Origin of the sequence: Paenibacillus sp. FSL H8-0048 (assembly GCF_038002825.1) — a bacterium.
Lineage (GTDB): Bacteria > Bacillota > Bacilli > Paenibacillales > Paenibacillaceae > Paenibacillus_AQ.
This window is the reverse complement of record NZ_JBBODF010000001.1, coordinates 1777492-1797291: the sequence shown is the minus strand read 5'-3', so window position 1 is coordinate 1797291 and position 19800 is coordinate 1777492. Positions and strand designations below refer to the sequence as shown.

Sequence of the window (19800 nt, the reverse complement as noted above, 5' to 3'; positions counted from 1 at the left end):
GGAGTACCCTTGGAGCAATCGCTTACGCCTAAACAGGCAGACATAACTACTGTTCACCGTTCCAAAAAGTTCGACGGGATATCGGTGCTGAACGCCGCCTTCCTCATTCTGGTCTCACTGCTCTGTATCCTGCCGCTCGTTCATATTATAGCGGTGTCCTTCAGCTCCAGTGCGGCAGCCTCCGCAGGGTATGTCAGGCTCTGGCCGGTAGACTTCACGTTCGCCTCGTATATGTATACGATGAGCCGCACGGAATTCTGGCAGTCGATGGTGGTATCACTGACCCGGATCGGGATCGGGACGCCGCTGAACCTGCTGCTGACGATCCTCGTGGCCTACCCGTTATCCAAAGAATCACACGCTTTGCGCTTCCGCAGCGTCTATGCCTGGGCCTTCTTCGTCACGATGCTGTTCAACGGCGGGCTGATCCCCTGGTATACCACACTCAAGGAGTATGGCCTGCTGGATTCCATCTGGGCACTGGTACTGCCTGGCGCAGTTCCTGTGTTCAGCGTAGTGCTGCTGCTTAACTTCTTCCGGGAGATTCCGAAGGAGCTGGAAGAGGCGGCGCTGATTGACGGGGCCGGCCACTTCCGGACAGTCTGGTCCATCTTCGTGCCGATCTCCAAGCCCGCGCTGGCAACACTGGCCCTATTCTCGATGGTGGAGCACTGGAACAGCTGGTTCGACGGCCTGCTGCTTATGGGGAATCCGGCCAACTATCCGCTGCAAAGCTATATTCAGACGATTGTCATCCAGCAGAACCTGTCGAATATGTCGCGTGATGCCATGCTTGATCTGGCGCTGATCTCGGACCGGACGCTGAAGTCCTCCCAGATCTTCCTCGGCTCCCTGCCGATTATTCTGGCGTATCCGTTCCTGCAGAAATATTTCGTGAAGGGAATTGTACTCGGCAGTGTCAAAGGTTAACCACCCGGAAGTTATGCATAAGCCTGCGGCTCCCCACGGATTCAGGCTATAATGGTGAAAATGATTGCTGGGGGTCTGGGATTGTTGTTCAAAAAGGATTACTCACTGCGCAATACGATATTTCTGCGGCTGATTGTGACCTTTCTGCTCATTATGCTGCCTATTCTTGTCTTCGCCGCTTATCTGTATCAATGGATTATGCAAACGGCCAGCAGCGATATCCGAAGCTCGGCCAGCGCCCAGACCGTCTTTTACTTAAATGATATGGAGAATGAGATCGAGCGGATGAAGCTGCTGCAGTACAGTCTGCTGGAGGATGAGGATCTGAACAAGCTGGCCCTGACCTGGGAGACGCTGCCGACCATTGACCGCACGGAGAATCTGAATTCACTGATGAAACGGCTGTTCATCGTGCAGAACAGCAGCACGTATATCAAGGACGTTAGGGTTCATATCATGACTATAGGCCGGACGATCTCATCGGTCGGCGGTGTGCGTGAGATTGAACTGAAGCGCTTCCGCGAGATCCGCTCGGTCTTCGGGGACCGCCGTTCCCAGGTGATTGAGTGGGATGGCGGCCTGTATCTTAGCGCGATGAAGCAGCGGGGCATCAAGGGGGCGGAGCCGGTGCTGACGGTCGAGATTGAGCTGGATACCCAGGAGCTGCGGGCGGCGCTGGGCCAATTCAATACGTATCCCGGCAGTGGAACGCTATTGCTCTCCGATAGTGCGAGATTCGCGCTCTACAGCATGACCGGCGAGCTGGCGCGGGCGGAGCCGTCCCAGTATGCCCGGGATATCCGCGCGGTGGCCTCCGGGGAGAGGCTGAGGATCGCCGGTGCGCCATATTACATCGTCCAGACCGGCTCGCAGGAGCTTGGGTTGTCCATTTACCGGATCATCCCGGAGGATATTATCAAGAATCCGCTTAGCAAATTCTATACCTGGGCCTGGGTGTTTGGTGTGGCCGCGCTTGCTATCATTATTGCTTTTGCGCTGTCGACCTACAAGTTCATTCATAAGCCGATGCTGACGCTGGTGAAGAGCTTCCGGAGAATGGAGCAGGGCGATCTGGATATTCATATCCAGCATGAGTCAAAGGATGAATTCCGTTATCTGTACAGCCGCTTCAACCAGATGGTGAGCAATCTGCATTCCCTGATCGATCAGGTCTACAAGCAGAAGATTATGGCCCAGCGGGCAGAGCTGAAGCAATTGCAGTCACAGATTAACCCGCATTTTCTGTATAACAGCTTCTTCATTCTGAACACGATGGCGAAGACCGGCGATACCGAGCGGATCGAACAGCTTACAACGATGCTCGGCGAATACTTCCAGTTTGTCACCCGTAACGCTTCTGACCTGGTGTCCTTGGAGCAGGAGATTCACCATGCAAGAATGTATACAGAGATTCAGGCCATGCGTTTCTCCCGCAGAATTGGAGTCCGGTTCGATGCCTTGTCCGAGGAGCTGAAGAAGGTGTCCGTTCCGCGGCTGATTGTGCAGCCGATTATTGAGAACGCGTTCAAGCACAGCCTGGAAAAGAAATCCATGGAGGGCCTGATCATTATCCGCTTCGCCCAGGAAGGCCCGGACATCCGCATTATCGTAGAAGATAACGGGGATAGGCTGAGTGATGATACGCTAGAGCAATTGAGAGAGTCCCTTAATGTTTATCGAGAGCAGGCGGAGACAACGGGACTGGTGAACATTCACCGGCGCATCCGCATTACCTTCGGCGAAGAGAGCGGCTTGCTTGCGGACCGGAGTGAGCTGGGCGGATTAAGGGTAACCATCCTTCTTAGAGCGGGAGGTGAGAATGCTGGTGTACAGGATGCTTATCGTTGATGATGAAGAGATTATCACAGATGGACTGGCGGTTATTTTCGGCAAAATGGAGCTCGAGCTGGACATCTACAAGGCCTACTCGGGCCGCGAAGCGCTACATCTGCTGCACCGGACCCGGGTGGACCTTGTTCTCTCAGATATCTGCATGCCTGAGCTGGACGGGCTGGAGCTGATGAAGCATATCCGCCGGAGCTGGCCGCAATGCAAAATCGTCTTCCTGACCGGACACAGCGACTTCAATTATGTCTACCAGGCGATTCAGGCTCCGGGCGTTCAATATGTGCTCAAGAATGAAGGTTATCCGAAGCTGATTGAGGCGGTGATGCGTGCGCTCCAGGAGCTGAACGACACCATGCAGGTGAATGATCTGATCCGTGAGTCCAAGGAGCAGCTGAACACGCTGGAGACCTTGGCGCAGGGCGATTATTTCCGCCATCTCATTCACAGCGTCAAGGCGGATCAGGATATGGCCGGGGACTTCGTCCGTCTGAACATTCCGCTGGATGCTTCGCGGCCGGTCCTGATCGCACTGGGCAGTATCAGTGATCCTGAATCCTCGCGCACGTATATGGACCGGCGGGAGACGGCGCTCGCGGTGAAGTTCCTGTCCGAGAAGCTGCTGAAGGAGCGGACGGTCAGTCTTGGGGTCATCGACCGGTACGGTGACCTGATCTGGCTGATTCAGCCGGGCGGTACGGGAGAGGCTTCGCAGCCGGAGGATCTGGAGCAGATGATTAAATTCCTGGAAGGCACCTTCGAGCTGATTCAGCAGTCGTGCCGGGAATCACTGGAGGTCGGGATGGCCATCACCCTGAGTGCAGAGGAGTCTGCGTGGTCCAGGCTTCCGCTTGTGTACGATAAAGCGAGGCAGGTTCAGCATTACCGGGCCGGGGATGGGGAGCGGATGGTGCAGAAGGTGCAGCTGAATGAAGCGGCGGTGCCGGATACCGTGCGTGACCGCTTCCTGCGTGACAAGGTGGAGACCTTGGCTGCACATCTGGAGGCGGGCCGCAAGGAGGAGTTCCTCCAGCTGTTCGGGGAGATGGCTGAACCGGCAGGGCATGAATGCACACGGGGCAATCCTTATCTGACTGAACTATATTACACCATTGCCCTGATGCTCATGTCGTATACGAACAGATGGGAAGCCGACGGGGAGATTGGGGCAAGCGGGCTGATGCAGCTTGAGGTCCACCGGACGCTGGGAGAAGCCTTCCAATATCTTCGGGACACGGCTGAGCTGCTGTTCTCTGTCAGGAAGAACGGGGAGCAGAAGCGGGCAGCGGGTGTCATCGACCGGATCTGCATATATATAGAAGAGAATCTCGACCAGGACCTGTCGCTCGTACGGCTGGCCGATGTGATCCACTTCAATCCCTCCTATCTGTCCCGCCTGTTCAAGCAGGAACGGGGAATCAATCTGTCCGAGTACATCGAGGATATGCGCGTCCGCCAGGCCAAGGAGCTGCTGCGCAGAGGGGAGTTGAAGGTCGCCGAGGTCGGCTCGCTGATCGGCTACGTCACCCCGCAATCCTTCACCCGGGTATTCAAAAAATGGACCGGCACCACGCCGCAGGAATACCGTGCGGATGTGGTGGGGGGCTGAAAGGCTAAGAATATAAGGGAATCGCTCCTTCGGGATGGATAGCGTTGCCTCCATCGCCCGGGGGAGCGATTGTTCGTTGAGGAGAGTAAATGAGAGGGATAAATCCCTTTGGTGGGGCTGAAAGTGGAGTAAATGGTGAAATGAAAGGGATAAATCCCTTTGGTGGGGCTGAAAGTGGAGTAAATGGTGGAATGAGAGGGATAAATCCCCTTGGTGGGGCTGAAAGTGGAGTAAATGGTGAAATGAAGGGGATAAATCCCTTTGGTGGGGCTGGAAGTGGAGTAAATGGTGAAATGAAAGGGATAAATCCCTTTGGTGGGGCTGTGCTTGGGCTAAAGGAGTGCCTGAATATGCCGGACGCGGGCGGAATCGAAATGAGGAGCCCTTGTGCAGCACAAGGGCTCCTCATTTCGATTCCGCCTTAGGTGGGGCGGATTGCTTCAAGCTGCTTACTGTTACTTATTTATAAATCCGATAATTCCCGCTCAGCGCCAGCATGGTGAAGAAGTACAGGCAGTTGTCATAATAGCGCCGTTCTCCGGTGCGCAGGGGAGTGTTCCAGAACAGCTTGACGAAATGCCCGGCATCCGGTCCGTCAGCAGCGTGCGAGGCCATGGCCAGAGTGGACAGCAGGCCGACCGGATGCAGGGACAGCTCGTCAAAAGGCTGGCCGTCAATCGTATACCGCCGGTAATCAGCCGGATCGATATCGCGGAAGAAAGCCTGGATGCGGTTAGACTGCTCCACCTGCCAAGGATCGCAGCGGAACCATTCATAATCCAGCCCGATGTTGGCGGCTACCCGGTAGGCGTCGCTGAAGAAGTGGCGGTAGTCGCCATGCGGCTGGGGTTCAGCTGGAGTTCCGTCATAGTTGGCGTATTCCGGGGACAGGCCGGTTGCGGGATGGCAGGCCAGATGCAGGTAATCCCGGCTACGGGCGGCCGCATCCTTCCAGAACGCCCGGTCTGCTTCATCCGCCTGCAGCGCGAACAGATCATAGAAATGCGGCAAATGATAGGAGGGATCGCTGAACGGAGTCTCCGGGATGAACTTGATCAGCCGGGTCTCGGGGTCCCACATCGGATCGCCTTCCCCGTCTTCTCCCTTGTGCACACAGGCGCGGAGAATGATTCTGGCCTGCTCCGAATAATTGAACGGCGCGGCCCCGTCACCCCAGCGGCGGGAAGCGAAGAACAGTGCCATCGCGAAGAACTCCTCCCCGTCCGGGGCGGGTCCTTGCGACAGCCGGGTGCCGTCCAGCTTACAATGCCAGGCGAAATAATCCTTGTAACGGCCCTCCGTATGCTGCATGAAGACTTTGGCGAATGTCCAGAGCCGGTCAAACTCCTCTTTTTTATCCATCTGAACCGCCATCATCATCCCGTAGGACATGCCCTCTGTGCGCACATCGGTATTGCCTGTATCTACGATATAACCCTTATCCTCACCCATAGTATGGTAGAGCCGCACATCAGGGGCACCGTAGAATATTTCGTTCCAGGTATCTTCCAGCCGCTGCTGGATGGCCTCCGCACACAGTCCGTTCTCAAGGAACAGATTTCTATACTCTCCTGTATAAAAAGAACCCTCTGTAGTATTCATCATAACATCCTCCAGGTGAATTTTATTTTGCCCAAGTATACCATAAGCGGCGGTATAGAGATTAAAGCGTTTTCCAGATAATTTATAGACGATTCCGGCTCTGGACCATAATCTAAGGATAGATCAAGCTTAGGTGTCTATATGTCATGGACTTCACGCCAAGAGCTTCTCTATACTGGTAGGGATATGCTGCAAGATGAATAACAAGGTAAGGGTGATAGAGCTATGAATGAGGTGTCAGAGCTAATGAAGCTTACAGTCTACACACGCATACCGAACCAGGATTACACCGGGTCTCTCAGCAACAGTGTTCATGTGGCCTGCGCAGATGATCATAACGGATTTCAGCCGCTTAACCGGAACTATGGCCTGTTATTTGCCGAGGCCACCGTGGATGAGAAGAATGTGATCCATGAAAAAGGACTGAAAAATCCCTATCTGTTCCGCACGCAGGATGGTGCTTTCGGGATTGTTGCCGTAAGGGTGGACGCCTCGGGGGAGGATGACGGGGAGAGCAGAGGGCAGATTCTGCTGTGGACCTCGCTGGATCTGGTGACCTTCGATGCCCAGCAGCTTGTACGGCTCGATAATGAACGCTATGTAAAAGAAGCCGTCTGCGCACTGGACAGCACCGGCGGATATGAGATCCGCTGGCAGGATAACGACGGCAACTATTATGTGAACCGGCTGGCTGACCTGCGGAAGCCGGAAGGGATCTCGCCGCCGGAGCCTGCTGAAGCTTACACGGTAGAGCAGCCCGCTAGGCCGCTGACCGGCACCTGTCCGGGGAATGTGCTGACAGTGGACGGTCCCACAGGCCGCAAGGTACAGGCAGCATGGACCCCGGTGTATAACACCGATATCCGTGTGGAGGAACAGGTCAGTGTTCGTTCCGCCGGCGAATTGGCGAAGGTCAGAGCCACCGCGCTGTATTCTGACGGCTCCACTGCCGATAAGCGGGTGGACTGGGATACCACAGGGATTGATTTCACCTTGCCGGGAACGTATACCATACATGGCAAAGTAGTCACCTACGACTTGCCGTTCCCGTTGGCAAGCGGCTATGCAGACCCGATAATTCTCCCTTGGAACGGCAGGTACTACTTCCTGGCTACCAATGACAATGTCAATAATATCGGCATCTATGTCCGCGTGGCAGATACCTTGCAGGACTTATTCGTTCCGGGCTTCGAGGAAGCCGTTATTCTGGACCTGAATGAGGAGCTGAACTTCATCCAGACCTTCTGGGCGCCGGAATTCCATGTCATCGGCGGGGAGCTGTACATCCTGTTCGCTGTTGGCGGCAAGGTATGGGGACCGCAATGCCATCTTATGAAGCTGAATCCCGGCGGTGATATTATGCAGGCCGGGGATTGGAGCACACCGGTCCGGGTGAAGCGGATGGACGGTACTCCATTGGCCGGAGACGGCATTACGCTGGATATGACTTATTTCAAGGCAGACGGCACCTCCTGTGTAGTCTGGTCTTACCGCAAAGGGATCGGAACGCCGCTGGATACCGGCTCCATGCTGTACATCGCCACTGTAGATGAAGCGAACCCGGCGGTGTTAACCAGTGAGCCGGTGCTGCTGTCGCGTCCGCTGCTCGGCTGGGAGAATGTTCAGGGCACGATCAATAACGAAGGCCCGTATCCGCTTCTTACGGAAGATACCGTGTATATTGCCTACTCCGGCGGGGCGGCAACGGGATATACCTATGCGGTAAGCTGGTTAAGCATTCCACGGGGCGGCGACTATCTGAATGCCGGTGCCTGGAGCAAGGCAGGCACGCCGGCACTTTCTTATTATTCGCTGGACGGGGTGTACGGTCCGGGGCATAATTCCTTTTTCCAGGATACTGACGGTACTACGCTAGTCCTCTACCATGGGGAAGAGCAATTGGTGAAGCATGGAACGAGATGCTCGGCGATCCACAGAGTCCATTACAATAGTAACGGCATTCCACTGCTCGATGTGGCCGGGGAGAGAGATGTACATCCGGATTACGCCGAGTGCACGATACAGGTGACTGTGCTTGATTAGCTAGGCCACACTTACAACGACAATCTATATAACAAATGGAGGATGTTAAAATGACACAACCACAAGGATTGAACCCATATCTGCCTTCCTGGGAGTACGTGCCGGATGCGGAGCCTTATGTTTTTGAAGGAAGAGTATATGTCTATGGCTCACATGACCGGTTCAACGGACACGCCTTCTGTCTGAACGACTACGTCTGCTGGTCAGCGCCGGAGGACAATCTGGGCGATTGGCAATATGAAGGGGTGATCTATAAGACGACAGATGATCCGCTCAACCCGGAGGGCAGCATGTGTCTCTATGCACCGGATGTGACGCAGGGACCGGACGGGCGCTACTATCTCTACTATGTACTGGACAAGGTTTCTCTTGTATCGGTGGCAGTCTGCGATAAGCCGGGCGGCAAATACGAATTCTACGGCTATGTCACCTATAAGGACGGCACACGCCTGGGCGAACGGGAAGGCGATGAGCCGCAGTTTGATCCGGGGGTATTGACCGAAGGAGACACCACGTACCTGTACACCGGCTTCTGCGGATACGGAGACAAGTCCAGGCATGGCGCGATGGCTACTGTACTGGGCCCCGATATGCTTACAATAATTGAAGAGCCTGTGTTCGTGGCACCGAGCCAGCCTTACAGCCAGGGAACCGGCTTCGAGGGCTATGAGTTCTTCGAGGCCCCTTCCATCCGCAAAAGAGGGGATATCTACTACCTGATCTATTCCTCCATCTCGATGCATGAGCTGTGTTATGCCACCAGCAGTCATCCTACCCGGGGTTTTGTGTATCAGGGTGTCATTGTGAGCAACTGTGATCTGCATATCGATACGTATAAGCCAGCGGACCGGACGATGTATTACGGCGGCAATAACCACGGCAGTATCGTGGAGGTTAATGGAGCGTGGTATATCTTTTATCACCGGCATACCAACGGGACAGCGTTCTCGCGCCAGGGCTGCATTGAGCCGATTGCGTTCCGTGAAGACGGCACGATCCCGCAGGTGGAGATTACAACCTCCGGCCCGAACGGCGGTCCGCTGGAGGGACGCGGAGAATATCCTGCTTACCTGGCCTGTCATTTGTTCACCAAGGATCAGGAGATGTATACCGGAGGCTTTGGCCCTATGGGTGCCTGGATGGACAGCCGGTTCCCGAAAATTACGCAGGACGGCAGAGACGGTGAAGAAGAGATTGGCTATATTGCCAATATGACGGAGTCGGCCACCGCCGGGTTCAAGTATTTTGACTGCAAGGGGGTTAGCCGGGTCTCCATCAAGGTGCGGGGATATTGCCATGGTGAGTTCCAGGTGAAGACGGCTTGGGACGGGCCTGCGCTTGCTTCTATACCGGTAGGCTTCACGAACGTCTGGAAAGAATATGCGGCGGATGTGGCGATTCCGGACGGCGTTCAGGCGCTGTATTTCACGTATACCGGGGGCGGCGGCGCGCAGTTTGCTTCGTTTACACTGGCTTAAGCGGTCGCGGGCGGGATGGAATAGAGCATGACAAGGAGCAGTGCCCGAGAGACCTCTCAGGCACTGCTTCTCTATTGGATGGAGGATAGTTAGTTGAAGACAGAGAGGGTTCCTCCTATTTGGCTCCACTCATTTGCAACTTATGCCTTAGCTCCAACATCTGAAGTAGTGCACGGACACAGGTGCCGCTATTTTGTCCAAAAGTGTGATTATTCACGAGCTACGGACTCAGTGGACCTTAAATGGGCGATATGGAAGCCAAATAAGATAGAAACAGTTAATTAACGGCCACTGAGTCCGTGAAAAGCTCATTTCTTCGGTTTTCAGGAATATAGCGGCATCTGAGTCCGCATGGCTTGCAGCCAGGTGCAAGAAATCTCTTGCCTAGTAATCTAGCTCGTACAGGGCGGAGCCTATTTGTTGTCCGCTCCCGCCCACACACACTAGATGGTAATGGAGTACGCCCCGGACACTACACGCCGGAAGAATACCGGGCCTTGTACTCTGAGGGCGTCATGTTCATATAATGCTTGAACCATTTGGAGAAATAGCTGACATGCTGGTAGCCTGACTCCAGTGCAGCCTCCAGTACATTGTATGAGCCGCTGCGGAGCAGACTGGCTGCTTGGCTGATGCGGATATAGTTCAGATACTCCATCGGGCGCATCCCTGTCTGAGCCTTGAAAAACTTGCAGAAATGCGAGCGGCTCAGCGCCACCACAGAGGCAAGCTGATCCAGCTCCAGCCGGTCGCGGGAATGGGCTTCCATATAGCTCAGCACCTCCCGGATCTGCCGGTTATATTCCCGGCCGTGCCGGGTCTCCGCCGCCGGGTTCAACCCGGTCAGCTTGTACTGATAGCAGTCTGCGATGAACAGCAGCAGGAGCGCCTTCAGACTCATTTCGTATGCCCCGGGCCTGCACTCATAGCGGCTTAACAGCTCCCTGATCAGCTGAAGTAAGGGGGCGTGGGAAGCATCTGCAGCAGATAATAGAGCGGGAAGCCGGACCGTCCCTTGCAGGACGGGGTCCAGGAACAGCTCCTGTACCCGGTCGGGCTGCGGCGAAGACAGCCAGGAGCCTTTGAACACGATGGAGTAATAACAGGTGCCGCCCATAGCAGTGTCTATACCTGAATGAAGCTCCCCGGGATGGACGATCAGGGCATCCCCTGCTTGAATGGCGAACTCACGGCTCTCAATATGGAAGACAGCGCTGCCTTTTGCCAGATAGATAATCTCCATTTCGTTATGCCAGTGTACCGGAAGAATGGAATGCACGCGGGCCTGATGCTCCACCCGGTAGATATGCAGCGGGAATTCCGGCTGGCCGTGCAGCTTGTTCTCCCGGTAACGGTGTTCGTACATGATGTCCTCCTGTAAATCGTCATATTGTGTTGATATCGCGCAAATATATGCTAGATGAACCGATATCAATAATAATATCATTAACATCAGAGGAAGTCATAAGGAAGGGTGGAAGCATTGTGAAACTGATAGAGGTACAATCCGGCGGGGCCGGCGTAAGGCTTGCGACTAGTGAGGGAATGATGCATATCGGCTGGTGTACGCCAGGGATTGCCAGAATCCGTTATACGCTGAATGCTGAGCTGAGCGGCAAAGAGAGTCTGATGGTGATAAGCCAGCCAGCGGCCGGGAACGTAGAGTACAATATCGCAGACCTGCCCGGGCATCTGGAAATCTCAACGGCGCAGCTAACGATTGAAGTGGATAAAGAAACCTGTGCGTTCAGCTATAGAGCTGCGGATGGTACACTGCTGACACGGGAGCCGGCCCGAGGCGGCAAAACCCTGGAGCGCACAGAGGTCTATCATACAGTCTTCGATGCTTCAGCAGATACGGTCGAGACTGGACAGGGTGCTGATGGGCTGCGTGCCAGAGCAGAGGGGGTGAATCGGAGGCTGGACCGGGAGGCTTTTCATACGAAGCTGGAATTTGAATGGCAGGAAGGGGAGGCCCTGTACGGACTTGGCTCCCATGAAGAGGGGATGATGAACCTCCGGGGACGGCAGCAATATCTGTATCAGCAGAATATGAAGGCGGTTGTTCCGGTCCTGGTGTCTACGCGCGGCTACGGGATTCTGGTAGATTCGGGGTCTTATATGACTTTTCATGACGATGCCTTTGGCTCGTACCTCTGGAGTGATGCGGATGAAGAGATGGATTACTATTTCATTTATGGTCCGGAATTCGATCAGATTACGGCGGGCATCCGCTATCTGACCGGAGAAGCGCCGATGCTGCCAAAATGGTCCTTCGGGTATGTGCAGTCCAAGGAAAGATATGTCTCCCAAGCGGAGCTGCTTGCCATTGTAGAAGAGTATCGTGAACGTTCGCTTCCCCTCGACTGTATCGTACTTGACTGGCAGTCCTGGACGGGCAATCTGTGGGGGCAAAAGACTTTCGATCCTGAGCGCTTCCCCGATCCGGTGCAGATGATGGACAGCCTGCATGCTATGAATGCCAAGCTGATGGTGTCGATCTGGCCGATCATGGGTGCGGGCGGGGACAATCATGAAGAGATGAAGGCGCGCGGCTTCCTGCTCGGTAATCAGGCGACTTATGATGCCTTCCGGGAGGAAGCGCGCGAGCTGTACTGGAAGCAGGCCCATGAAGGATTGTTCGCACATGGAGTCGATGCCTGGTGGTGCGATTGCACTGAGCCGTTCGAAGCAGACTGGAAGGGGGCAGTTAAGCCGGAGCCGGAGCAGCGGCTGCTGATTAATACGGCAGAATCGAAGCGGTATCTCGATCCGGGCTTGATCAATGCCTATTCTATGCAGCACTCCAAAGGAATCTATGAAGGCCAGCGTGCAGCGACCTCAGCGAAGCGGGTAATCAATCTGACACGTTCTGCGTTCGCAGGGCAGCACCGCTATGGCACAATTACATGGTCTGGCGATATAGCCGCCAATTGGGTGACACTCAGGAAGCAGATAGCAGACGGCCTTAACTTTTGCCTGACCGGTTCGCCTTATTGGACGCTGGATATCGGAGCGTTCTTCGTGAAGAATCACAAGGAGCAATGGTTCTGGAGCGGGGATTATGACGAGGGTGTTGCCGATCTGGGCTACCGGGAGCTGTATGTCCGCTGGTTCCAGCTTGGCGCGTTCCTGCCGATGTTCCGTTCTCACGGAACCGATACGCCGAGAGAGATCTGGCAGTTCGGCCAGGAGGGAGAGCCGATGTATGATACCTTGGTGAAATACCTGAAGCTCCGTTACCGGCTGATGCCGTACATCTACTCCCTGGCCGGAGCTGTGGCACACCGCAGTTATACTATGTTCCGCGCGCTGGCCTTCGACTACCGGGAAGATGTGCAGGTTCATGCTATCGGCGATCAGTTCATGTTCGGTCCGGCCTTCATGGCGGCTCCCGTGACAGAGGCCATGTATTACGGTCCCGGCTCCCGTGAGCTTGAAGGGGTTCTTAAGCAGCGGAGTGTCTACCTTCCTGAAGGCGAGTGGTACGATTATTGGAGCGATGAACGGCTGGAGGGCGGAGTGACGATTGTAGCAAAAGCGGATCTGGAGACGCTTCCCCTGTATGTCCGTGCCGGGTCCATTGTTCCGCTCGGCCCCGATGTTCAGTATACGGATGAACAGCCGGAGGCAGTGACGAGGCTCAAGGTATACGGCGGCAAGGATGCAGCCTTCACCCTGTATGAAGATGAAGGCGATAATTATAATTATGAGACTGGCTCTTATGCCATGATTGAGCTGAGCTGGTGTGAAGCGGACCGCAGGCTGACTATCGGGAAGCGGGCCGGAGACTATGCCGGAATGCAGGCGGTAAGGCAATTTGCCGTAGAGCTGGCCGGGCATGCCGGAAGCTGCGTTGTCACTTATGAAGGGGATGCTGTAACCGTCTGCGAGGAGGACCTTCAGAGCTAAGGCAGAAGGTCATTGTAACCAATCCGAACGTTTTGTAAGCTGAATTAAGAAGCACTACTACGCTCTGTTACTCTTGCGGTAGGCGGCGGGTGTCATGCTGGTGATTCTTTTGAACGTACGGTAGAAGTGGGGCAGGCTCTCGAAGCCGCAGGCCATGGCAATCTGCTCGATGGTATAGCTTGATTGCAGCAGGCTGTCCTTGGCGGCAAAAATCCGCTTGGTCGCAATATAATCCGTCACATTCATGCCCAGACGCTGCTTGAAGACCCGGCTGAAATGGGCCGGTGAGATCGAGGCCCGCGCAGCCAGGGAGCTAAGCTCCAGCGGCTGAACGAGATGATCGTTGATGTAGCTGAGCGCCTCACGGAACCACTCCGGCAGCAAGGGATTGGAAGCAACCGGCTCGGCGGCTTGCGGCAGACAGTAGCGGTTCAGATGCAGCAGTGCAAGATGAAGCAGCAGCGTAAGCGCCTGCCCGCCGTCCGGCTGATTCTGCTCGCGCTCCCGGTGGATCGCATCGATATCATTTTGCAGAATCTCAGCATGCTCAGGAGACAGAGTATACTTGTACTGCTTGTTGGTCTTGGCAGCGTCGAACAGCTTCAGATAGGGATAAGACTCACTGTAGGTATGGTTATGGATCAGAGCCGGGCTGAAAAAAAGGGCGGAGGAGGTCACCGGCTCCTCATTGTCGGGAAATCCCCGGTGCACCGTGTTTCCGGGAACAACGATGATGTCACCCGGATGCATCTCATAAAAGGTCTGATCGATGAAAAAGCTTCCTTTGCCGCCGTATACGTAGATGAATTCGTACCAGTCATGCTGGTGGTCGGGCAGCTCGCGCTGCGGGCTTTTCGTTTCCTTATAGTCCAGCAGCAGCGTAATTGGCAATTGATGGTCAAAATGCCTGCGGATCGGTTCCATGAAGTCTCCTCCTGAGTTTCATCTCTGCATTCTTACCCACATCATATCAAAATAAGGTATGAATTTGTTTGTTTTAGCTATTTTTATTCCTTTATCGGATGTTTACAATAAGGTGGAATGGAGGCGTTATCATGTATATTGATGCTCACCAGCATTATTGGAAGATAGACAGGGATGATTATGGCTGGATTACGCCGGAGATTCCGGTGCTGTTCCGGGATTATCTGCCCGCTGATCTGGAGCCGGAGCTAGCGAAGCATGGGATCAGCCGCACGATTGTGGTACAGGCTGCGCCGACCGTGGAGGAGACGGAATACATTCTGGGACTCAGCGGGCAGGCGGAGTCTGTCGCGGGTGTCATTGGCTGGCTGGATCTTGCAAGCCCTTCCTTTCAGGCAGAATTCGAGCGGCTCAGCAGACAGCCGAAGTTCACCGGGCTGCGGGTGATGATTCAGGAGATGGCGGACCCCGGTGTGCTTTTGACCCGGCCATATATAGAAGCGCTCTCATATCTTGCGGAGCGGGATGTGCCGGTGGATCTGCTGGTGCTGGCCGATCAGCTTCCGCAGCTCATTGCGATGCTGGAACAGGTTCCGGGACTGCGGGGAGTTATTGATCATCTGGCTAAGCCGAAGATTGCTTCGGGCCAATTAGAGCCGTGGCGAAGCCTGATGGCGGAGGTGGCTAAGCATCCGGGAATTTACTGCAAGCTGTCCGGGATGGTGACGGAGGCTGATCCGCAGGGCTGGACGCAGGAGGATTTTTCGGCTTATGTGCATGCTGTGCTGGAGCTGTTTGGACCGGGGCGGGTGATGTTCGGCAGCGACTGGCCGGTGTGCCTGATGGCGGCAACCTATGAGGAGGTTGTAGGGATTTTGCGCACAGCACTGCAAGGCCGCTTATCCGCGGAAGAGAGGGAGCCGGTGTTTGGAGCGAATGCTGCTAGATTTTATAAGTTAGATCTATAAACCATAGGAGGTAGTGCAAGATGAAATACAGACAGCTGGGCAATACGGGACTTGAGGTCTCAGCATTAAGCTTCGGGGCCTCTTCGCTGGGCAGCGTGTTCCGGGAGGTTCCGAAGGATGAGGCCATCCTTACGGTTCATACGGCGATTGATCTGGGGATTAACCTCATTGACGTCTCCCCGTACTACGGCCTGATGAAAGCGGAGACAGTTCTGGGCGAGGCACTCCAGACGCTACCGCGTGACAAATATATTCTGAGCACCAAGGCCGGACGTTACGGATCAGATGAATTCGACTTCTCCAGAGAGCGCATCATCCGCAGCGCGGAAGAGAGCATGGCCCGCCTGGGCACGGATTACCTGGATATTCTGCTGCTGCATGATGTTGAATTTGGCTCGTTTACGCAAGTGATGGAGGAGGGCATTCTGGCGCTGGAAGAGCTGAAGCAGGCAGGCAAAATCCGTTACTTCGGCGTCAGCGGCCTGCCGCTGAGTGTGTTCGAGAAGGTACTTCCGCAGACCAAGCTTGATGTCATTCTGTCCTACTGCCATTATTCGCTCAACGATACCACACTGCTCCGGCTTCTTCCGCTGCTGGAGGAGAGCGGCACAGGGCTGATGAATGCGTCGCCCATCTCGATGGGGCTGCTCAGCAACCGCAAGGTGCCGGACTGGCATCCGGCGGGAGCGGAGATTCAGGCGGCGTGTCAGCGTGCTGCTGAATATTGCAGGGATAAGGGGGAAGACATTGCCAAGCTGGCGGTTCAATTCTCTACAGCGAATGAGCAGATTCCTACCACACTGGTCAGTACGGCAACGCCGGAGAATATCCGCAACAATATTAAATGGACCGAAGAGCCCATAGATCAACAATTATTGGCAGAAGTGCGCGATATTCTGAAGCCGATCGACGGGGCGACCTGGCCGAGCGGACTGCCGGAGTGGAACGAAGCACAGAGCCGGAACGGGGAGCGCCTATAATGAAGGGAATTATTTGTGAGGAGATCGGAAAGTTCGTATTCAGGGAAGATCTGCCGGAGCCGGGGCTTGTGGACGGGGAAGCCCTTGTAAGCATCCGCCGTATCGGCATCTGCGGGACAGATCTGCACGCTTACCGGGGGAACCAGCCTTATTTCACTTATCCGCGTGTGCTGGGGCATGAGCTGTCCGGGATTATTGAGCGCATTGGCGACAACCCGCAAGGACTGCGGGCCGGTGACCAGGTCAGTGTCATTCCGTATCTGCATTGCGGAGAATGCCGGGCTTGTCTGAGCGGTAAAACGAATTGCTGCCAGAAAATGAGAGTGTTCGGTGTTCATCTGGACGGCGGGATGCGGGAACGGGTGAGTCTGCCTGTAGGTAATCTGCTGAAGACAGACGGGCTGACGCTGGATCAGGCGGCCATGCTGGAGCCGCTGGCGATTGGTGCCCATGCGGTTCGGCGCTCCGGTGTCGGCGCTGGAGATCAGGTGCTGGTGATCGGCGCAGGCCCAATCGGACTGGGCGTGATGGCCATGGCCCGGTACGCAGGGGCGAAGGTCATTGCGATGGATGTCAACGATGAACGTCTGGCCTTCTGCAAGGGCTGGGCGCAGGCAGAGCATACGGTAAGTGCCTTGAAGGAGCCGAAGGAACAGCTGACGGCGCTTACAGGCGGCAACTTCCTGCCGCATGTCATTGATTCCACCGGCAATATCTCCTCCATGGAAGGGGCTTTTGGACTGGTCGGGCATGGCGGTACATTGACTTATGTCGGCTTGGTCAAAGGGAACATTACCTTTAGTGACCCGGATTTCCATGCCCGCGAAATGACGGTGCAGGGCAGCAGAAATGCGACCCGCGAGGACTTCGAACGGGTAATTAGCGCCATTAGAGACGGTTACATTGATGTGGACCGCTATATTTCCCACCGCTGCTCCTTCGGGGAGATGACCGGGCAGTTCGAGAGCTGGCTGAATCCTGAGTCCAAGGTGATCAAGGCGCTGGTGGAACTGAATTAAGTCTGTTTGAACTGGATCTGAATACGAAGGGACGGAATATCGATGACAAGCATGGAACAGAGCCAGCGGTTATGGTACACGGAGCCGGCACAGGAATGGAATGAGGCACTGCCGGTCGGTAACGGCAGGCTGGGAGCGATGATCTTTGGCAGGGTAGCTGAGGAAAAGCTCCAGCTCAATGAGGATTCCGTGTGGTACGGAGGTCCGCGTGACCGCAACAATGAAGATGCGCTGCCCCACTTGCCGAAGCTCCGCCAGCTGATTCTGGAAGGCAAGCTGCGGGAGGCGGAAGAGCTAGCAGCCATGACGATGGTGGGGCTGCCGGAAGCACAGCGCCATTATCTGCCGCTTGGCGACCTGCTGCTGTCATTCGCCGGACATGAGCAGCCTGCTGAGGACTATCAGCGGGAGCTTGATCTCGAATCCGGCGTATCCCGGGTGAGTTATGTGACCGGCGGGGTCCGGTATACCCGTGAGCTGTTCGCCAGCTACCCGGATCAAGCTATCGTGGTGCGGATTACCTCTGACCGGAAGAACGCAATCTCCCTGAAGGCCAGGTTCAACCGCCAGAACTGGAGAATGCTGGAGAAGACCGAGAAATGGAATGACAGCGGGCTGGTGATGGGCGGAGAATGCGGCGGGCGCGGGGGCAGCTCCTTCGCTGCTGCATTGAAGGCCGTCACGCAAGACGGAACCTGCCGCAATATCGGCGAATATGTGCTGGTGGAGGGGGCAAGCTCGGTTACATTGCTGCTTGCCGCAGGAACCACATTCCGCTATCCCGATCCGGCGCTGTATGCCAAGCGGCAGTTGGAGGCCTTGACTATGGTGCCTTATGAGGAACTGCTTGCCCGCCATGTTGCGGATTACCGCAGCTTGTACGGCCGGACCTCGCTGACGCTCCCGATGAACCCGGAGCTGAGCGGACTGCCAACCAGTGAACGGCTAAATCGGTTCCGGCAGGGGGGAGAAGACCACGGACTGATCTCGACTTATTTTCAATATGGCCGTTATCTGCTGATTGCTTCCAGCCGTCCGGGCTCCTTGCCTGCGAATCTGCAGGGCATTTGGAATGACAGTTTCACTCCAGCCTGGGACAGCAAATTCACAATCAATATTAATGCGCAGATGAACTACTGGCCTGCTGAACTCTGCAATCTGGCGGAATGCCATGAGCCGCTGTTCGATCTGATCCAACGGATGCGTGAGCCTGGACGGGTGACTGCGAAGGTCATGTATGGCTGCGGCGGCTTCACGGCACACCACAATACGGACATCTGGGCAGATACTGCTCCTCAGGATACGTATCTGCCAGCATCGTTCTGGCCGCTGGGAGCAGCTTGGCTGTGTCTGCATATGTGGGAGCATTACCGGTTCAGCCAGGACCGCCAGTATCTGGCGAATGCCTACGATACGATGAAGGAAGCTGCACAGTTCCTGCTTGATTACCTGATAGAGGATGAGTCGGGCCGGCTGATTACCTGCCCGTCCGTCTCGCCGGAGAACACGTATCAGCTGCCCGGCGGAGAATCGGGCGTGCTGTGTGCCGGAGCCTCTATGGACTTCCAGATCATTGAAGCCCTGTTCAAGGCCTGTGTCCAGAGCTCGGAGATTATCGGCTGTGACGAGGTATTCCGCGAAGAACTCCGTTCAGCGCTGAACCGTTTGCCGGGGCCACAGATCGGTAAATACGGGCAGATTCAGGAATGGATGGAGGATTACGAAGAGGTAGAGCCGGGGCACCGGCATATTTCGCATCTGTTCGCGCTGTATCCGGGGGATGCCTTCACGGTGGAGCATACGCCAGAGCTGGCAGCAGCAGCCCGTACGACGCTGGAACGCAGACTTGCCAGCGGCGGCGGACATACCGGCTGGAGCCGGGCCTGGATCATTAACTTCTGGGCCAGGCTGCAGGATGAGCGTAAAGCCTATACCAATGTGCGGGCGTTGCTGGAGCATTCGACCCTGCCTAACCTGTTCGACAATCATCCGCCGTTCCAGATTGACGGGAACTTCGGAGGAACAGCAGGTATCGCGGAGATGCTGCTGCAGAGTCATACAGATAGGATCAGACTGCTGCCTGCATTGCCTGCCGACTGGAACGAGGGCAGTGTCAAGGGTCTGCGGGCGAGAGGCGGCTATACCCTCAATTTCACCTGGAGCGGTGGACTGGTTACGGAAGCAGTGGTAACATGTACCGTATCCGGCCTATGCCGGCTCGAAGGTCCAGGACTTGATCCCGTATCGTTCATAGGAGAAGCGGGCAGTTCGTATACCTTCACCGGTAGAGTAACTTTAGGATAGCTAGTTGACAAATAGGATAATATAGTTATGTAGGATTGGCGTATTTGTGCCAATCCTTTTTGGTGTGGTTAGCTAGAAAGTCGAGTGTGGGTCAAATATAATCGAAAAACCGACTACAATTTGCCGGGGGACGGCGCGCGAGCCGAATGTAATCGAAAAACCGACTACAATTTGCCGGGGTCGGCG

The 19800-nt window shown here is 55.4% G+C and carries 14 protein-coding genes; 11 read left to right on the top strand and 3 right to left on the bottom strand.

Annotation, left to right across the window (positions count from 1 at the left end; all coding sequences use genetic code 11):
- Nucleotides 1-42: 42 nt before the first annotated feature.
- The 4 genes from NSU18_RS07880 (at nt 43) to NSU18_RS07865 (ending at nt 4809) form a co-directional block, all read left to right on the top strand.
- Entirely contained in the window at nt 43-930 is an 888-nt protein-coding gene (locus tag NSU18_RS07880) for a carbohydrate ABC transporter permease (protein ID WP_341023237.1), read from the top strand.
- Nucleotides 931-1011: 81 nt separating this feature from the next.
- A complete protein-coding gene (locus NSU18_RS07875; protein WP_341148718.1) occupies nt 1012-2778 on the top strand; it encodes a sensor histidine kinase in 1767 nt (588 codons plus the stop codon).
- The gene (locus NSU18_RS07870; RefSeq protein ID WP_341148717.1) at nt 2765-4384 is read left to right on the top strand and encodes a response regulator transcription factor; all 1620 of its coding nucleotides are present in this window, start codon (nt 2765-2767) and stop codon (nt 4382-4384) included. The genes NSU18_RS07875 and NSU18_RS07870 overlap by 14 nt, the downstream gene beginning before the upstream one ends.
- A gap of 89 nt (nt 4385-4473) precedes the next feature.
- Entirely contained in the window at nt 4474-4809 is a 336-nt protein-coding gene (locus tag NSU18_RS07865) for a hypothetical protein (RefSeq protein ID WP_341148716.1), read from the top strand.
- A 34-nt stretch (nt 4810-4843) separates the two neighbouring features.
- Here the strand turns inward: NSU18_RS07865 and NSU18_RS07860 are convergent, their stop codons facing one another.
- The gene (locus tag NSU18_RS07860; protein WP_341148715.1) at nt 4844-5986 is read right to left on the bottom strand and encodes a glycosyl hydrolase family 8; all 1143 of its coding nucleotides are present in this window, start codon (nt 5984-5986) and stop codon (nt 4844-4846) included.
- Between the two features lie 225 nt (nt 5987-6211).
- On the opposite strand from NSU18_RS07860, the gene NSU18_RS07855 reads away from it, so the two are divergent.
- Entirely contained in the window at nt 6212-8029 is a 1818-nt protein-coding gene (locus tag NSU18_RS07855; RefSeq protein WP_341148714.1) for a family 43 glycosylhydrolase, read from the top strand.
- Nucleotides 8030-8079: 50 nt separating this feature from the next.
- Nucleotides 8080-9507 carry a family 43 glycosylhydrolase gene (locus NSU18_RS07850; RefSeq protein ID WP_341020657.1) on the top strand — a complete coding sequence of 476 codons (1428 nt, stop codon included), beginning with the start codon at nt 8080-8082 and terminating at the stop codon, nt 9505-9507.
- 472 nt (nt 9508-9979) lie between these two features.
- Here NSU18_RS07850 and NSU18_RS07845 read toward each other — a convergent pair whose 3' ends face one another.
- A complete protein-coding gene (locus NSU18_RS07845; protein ID WP_341148713.1) occupies nt 9980-10873 on the bottom strand; it encodes a helix-turn-helix transcriptional regulator in 894 nt (297 codons plus the stop codon).
- A 119-nt stretch (nt 10874-10992) separates the two neighbouring features.
- On the opposite strand from NSU18_RS07845, the gene NSU18_RS07840 reads away from it, so the two are divergent.
- Nucleotides 10993-13419, top strand: a complete 2427-nt coding sequence (locus NSU18_RS07840) for a glycoside hydrolase family 31 protein (RefSeq protein ID WP_341148712.1) — start codon at nt 10993-10995, stop codon at nt 13417-13419.
- Nucleotides 13420-13476: 57 nt separating this feature from the next.
- On the opposite strand, the gene NSU18_RS07835 is transcribed toward NSU18_RS07840, so the two are convergent.
- On the bottom strand, nt 13477-14343 hold the full coding sequence (locus tag NSU18_RS07835; protein ID WP_341020661.1) for an AraC family transcriptional regulator: 867 nt from the start codon (nt 14341-14343) through the stop codon (nt 13477-13479).
- Between the two features lie 131 nt (nt 14344-14474).
- Between NSU18_RS07835 and NSU18_RS07830 the strand changes: the two genes are divergently transcribed.
- Genes NSU18_RS07830 through NSU18_RS07815 form a run of 4 tightly spaced genes read left to right on the top strand, consistent with a single transcriptional unit; the run spans nt 14475 to nt 19614 of the window.
- Nucleotides 14475-15311, top strand: a complete 837-nt coding sequence (locus NSU18_RS07830; RefSeq protein ID WP_341020663.1) for an amidohydrolase family protein — start codon at nt 14475-14477, stop codon at nt 15309-15311.
- Nucleotides 15312-15331: 20 nt separating this feature from the next.
- Nucleotides 15332-16291 (top strand): aldo/keto reductase, encoded by a 960-nt coding sequence (locus NSU18_RS07825; protein ID WP_341020665.1) that lies wholly within the window; start codon nt 15332-15334, stop codon nt 16289-16291.
- Nucleotides 16291-17310, top strand: a complete 1020-nt coding sequence (locus tag NSU18_RS07820; RefSeq protein ID WP_341020667.1) for a zinc-binding alcohol dehydrogenase family protein — start codon at nt 16291-16293, stop codon at nt 17308-17310. Before NSU18_RS07825 ends, NSU18_RS07820 begins: the two co-directional genes overlap by 1 nt.
- Nucleotides 17311-17361: 51 nt before the next feature.
- On the top strand, nt 17362-19614 hold the full coding sequence (locus NSU18_RS07815) for a glycoside hydrolase family 95 protein (protein ID WP_341023242.1): 2253 nt from the start codon (nt 17362-17364) through the stop codon (nt 19612-19614).
- Nucleotides 19615-19800: the final 186 nt, after the last annotated feature.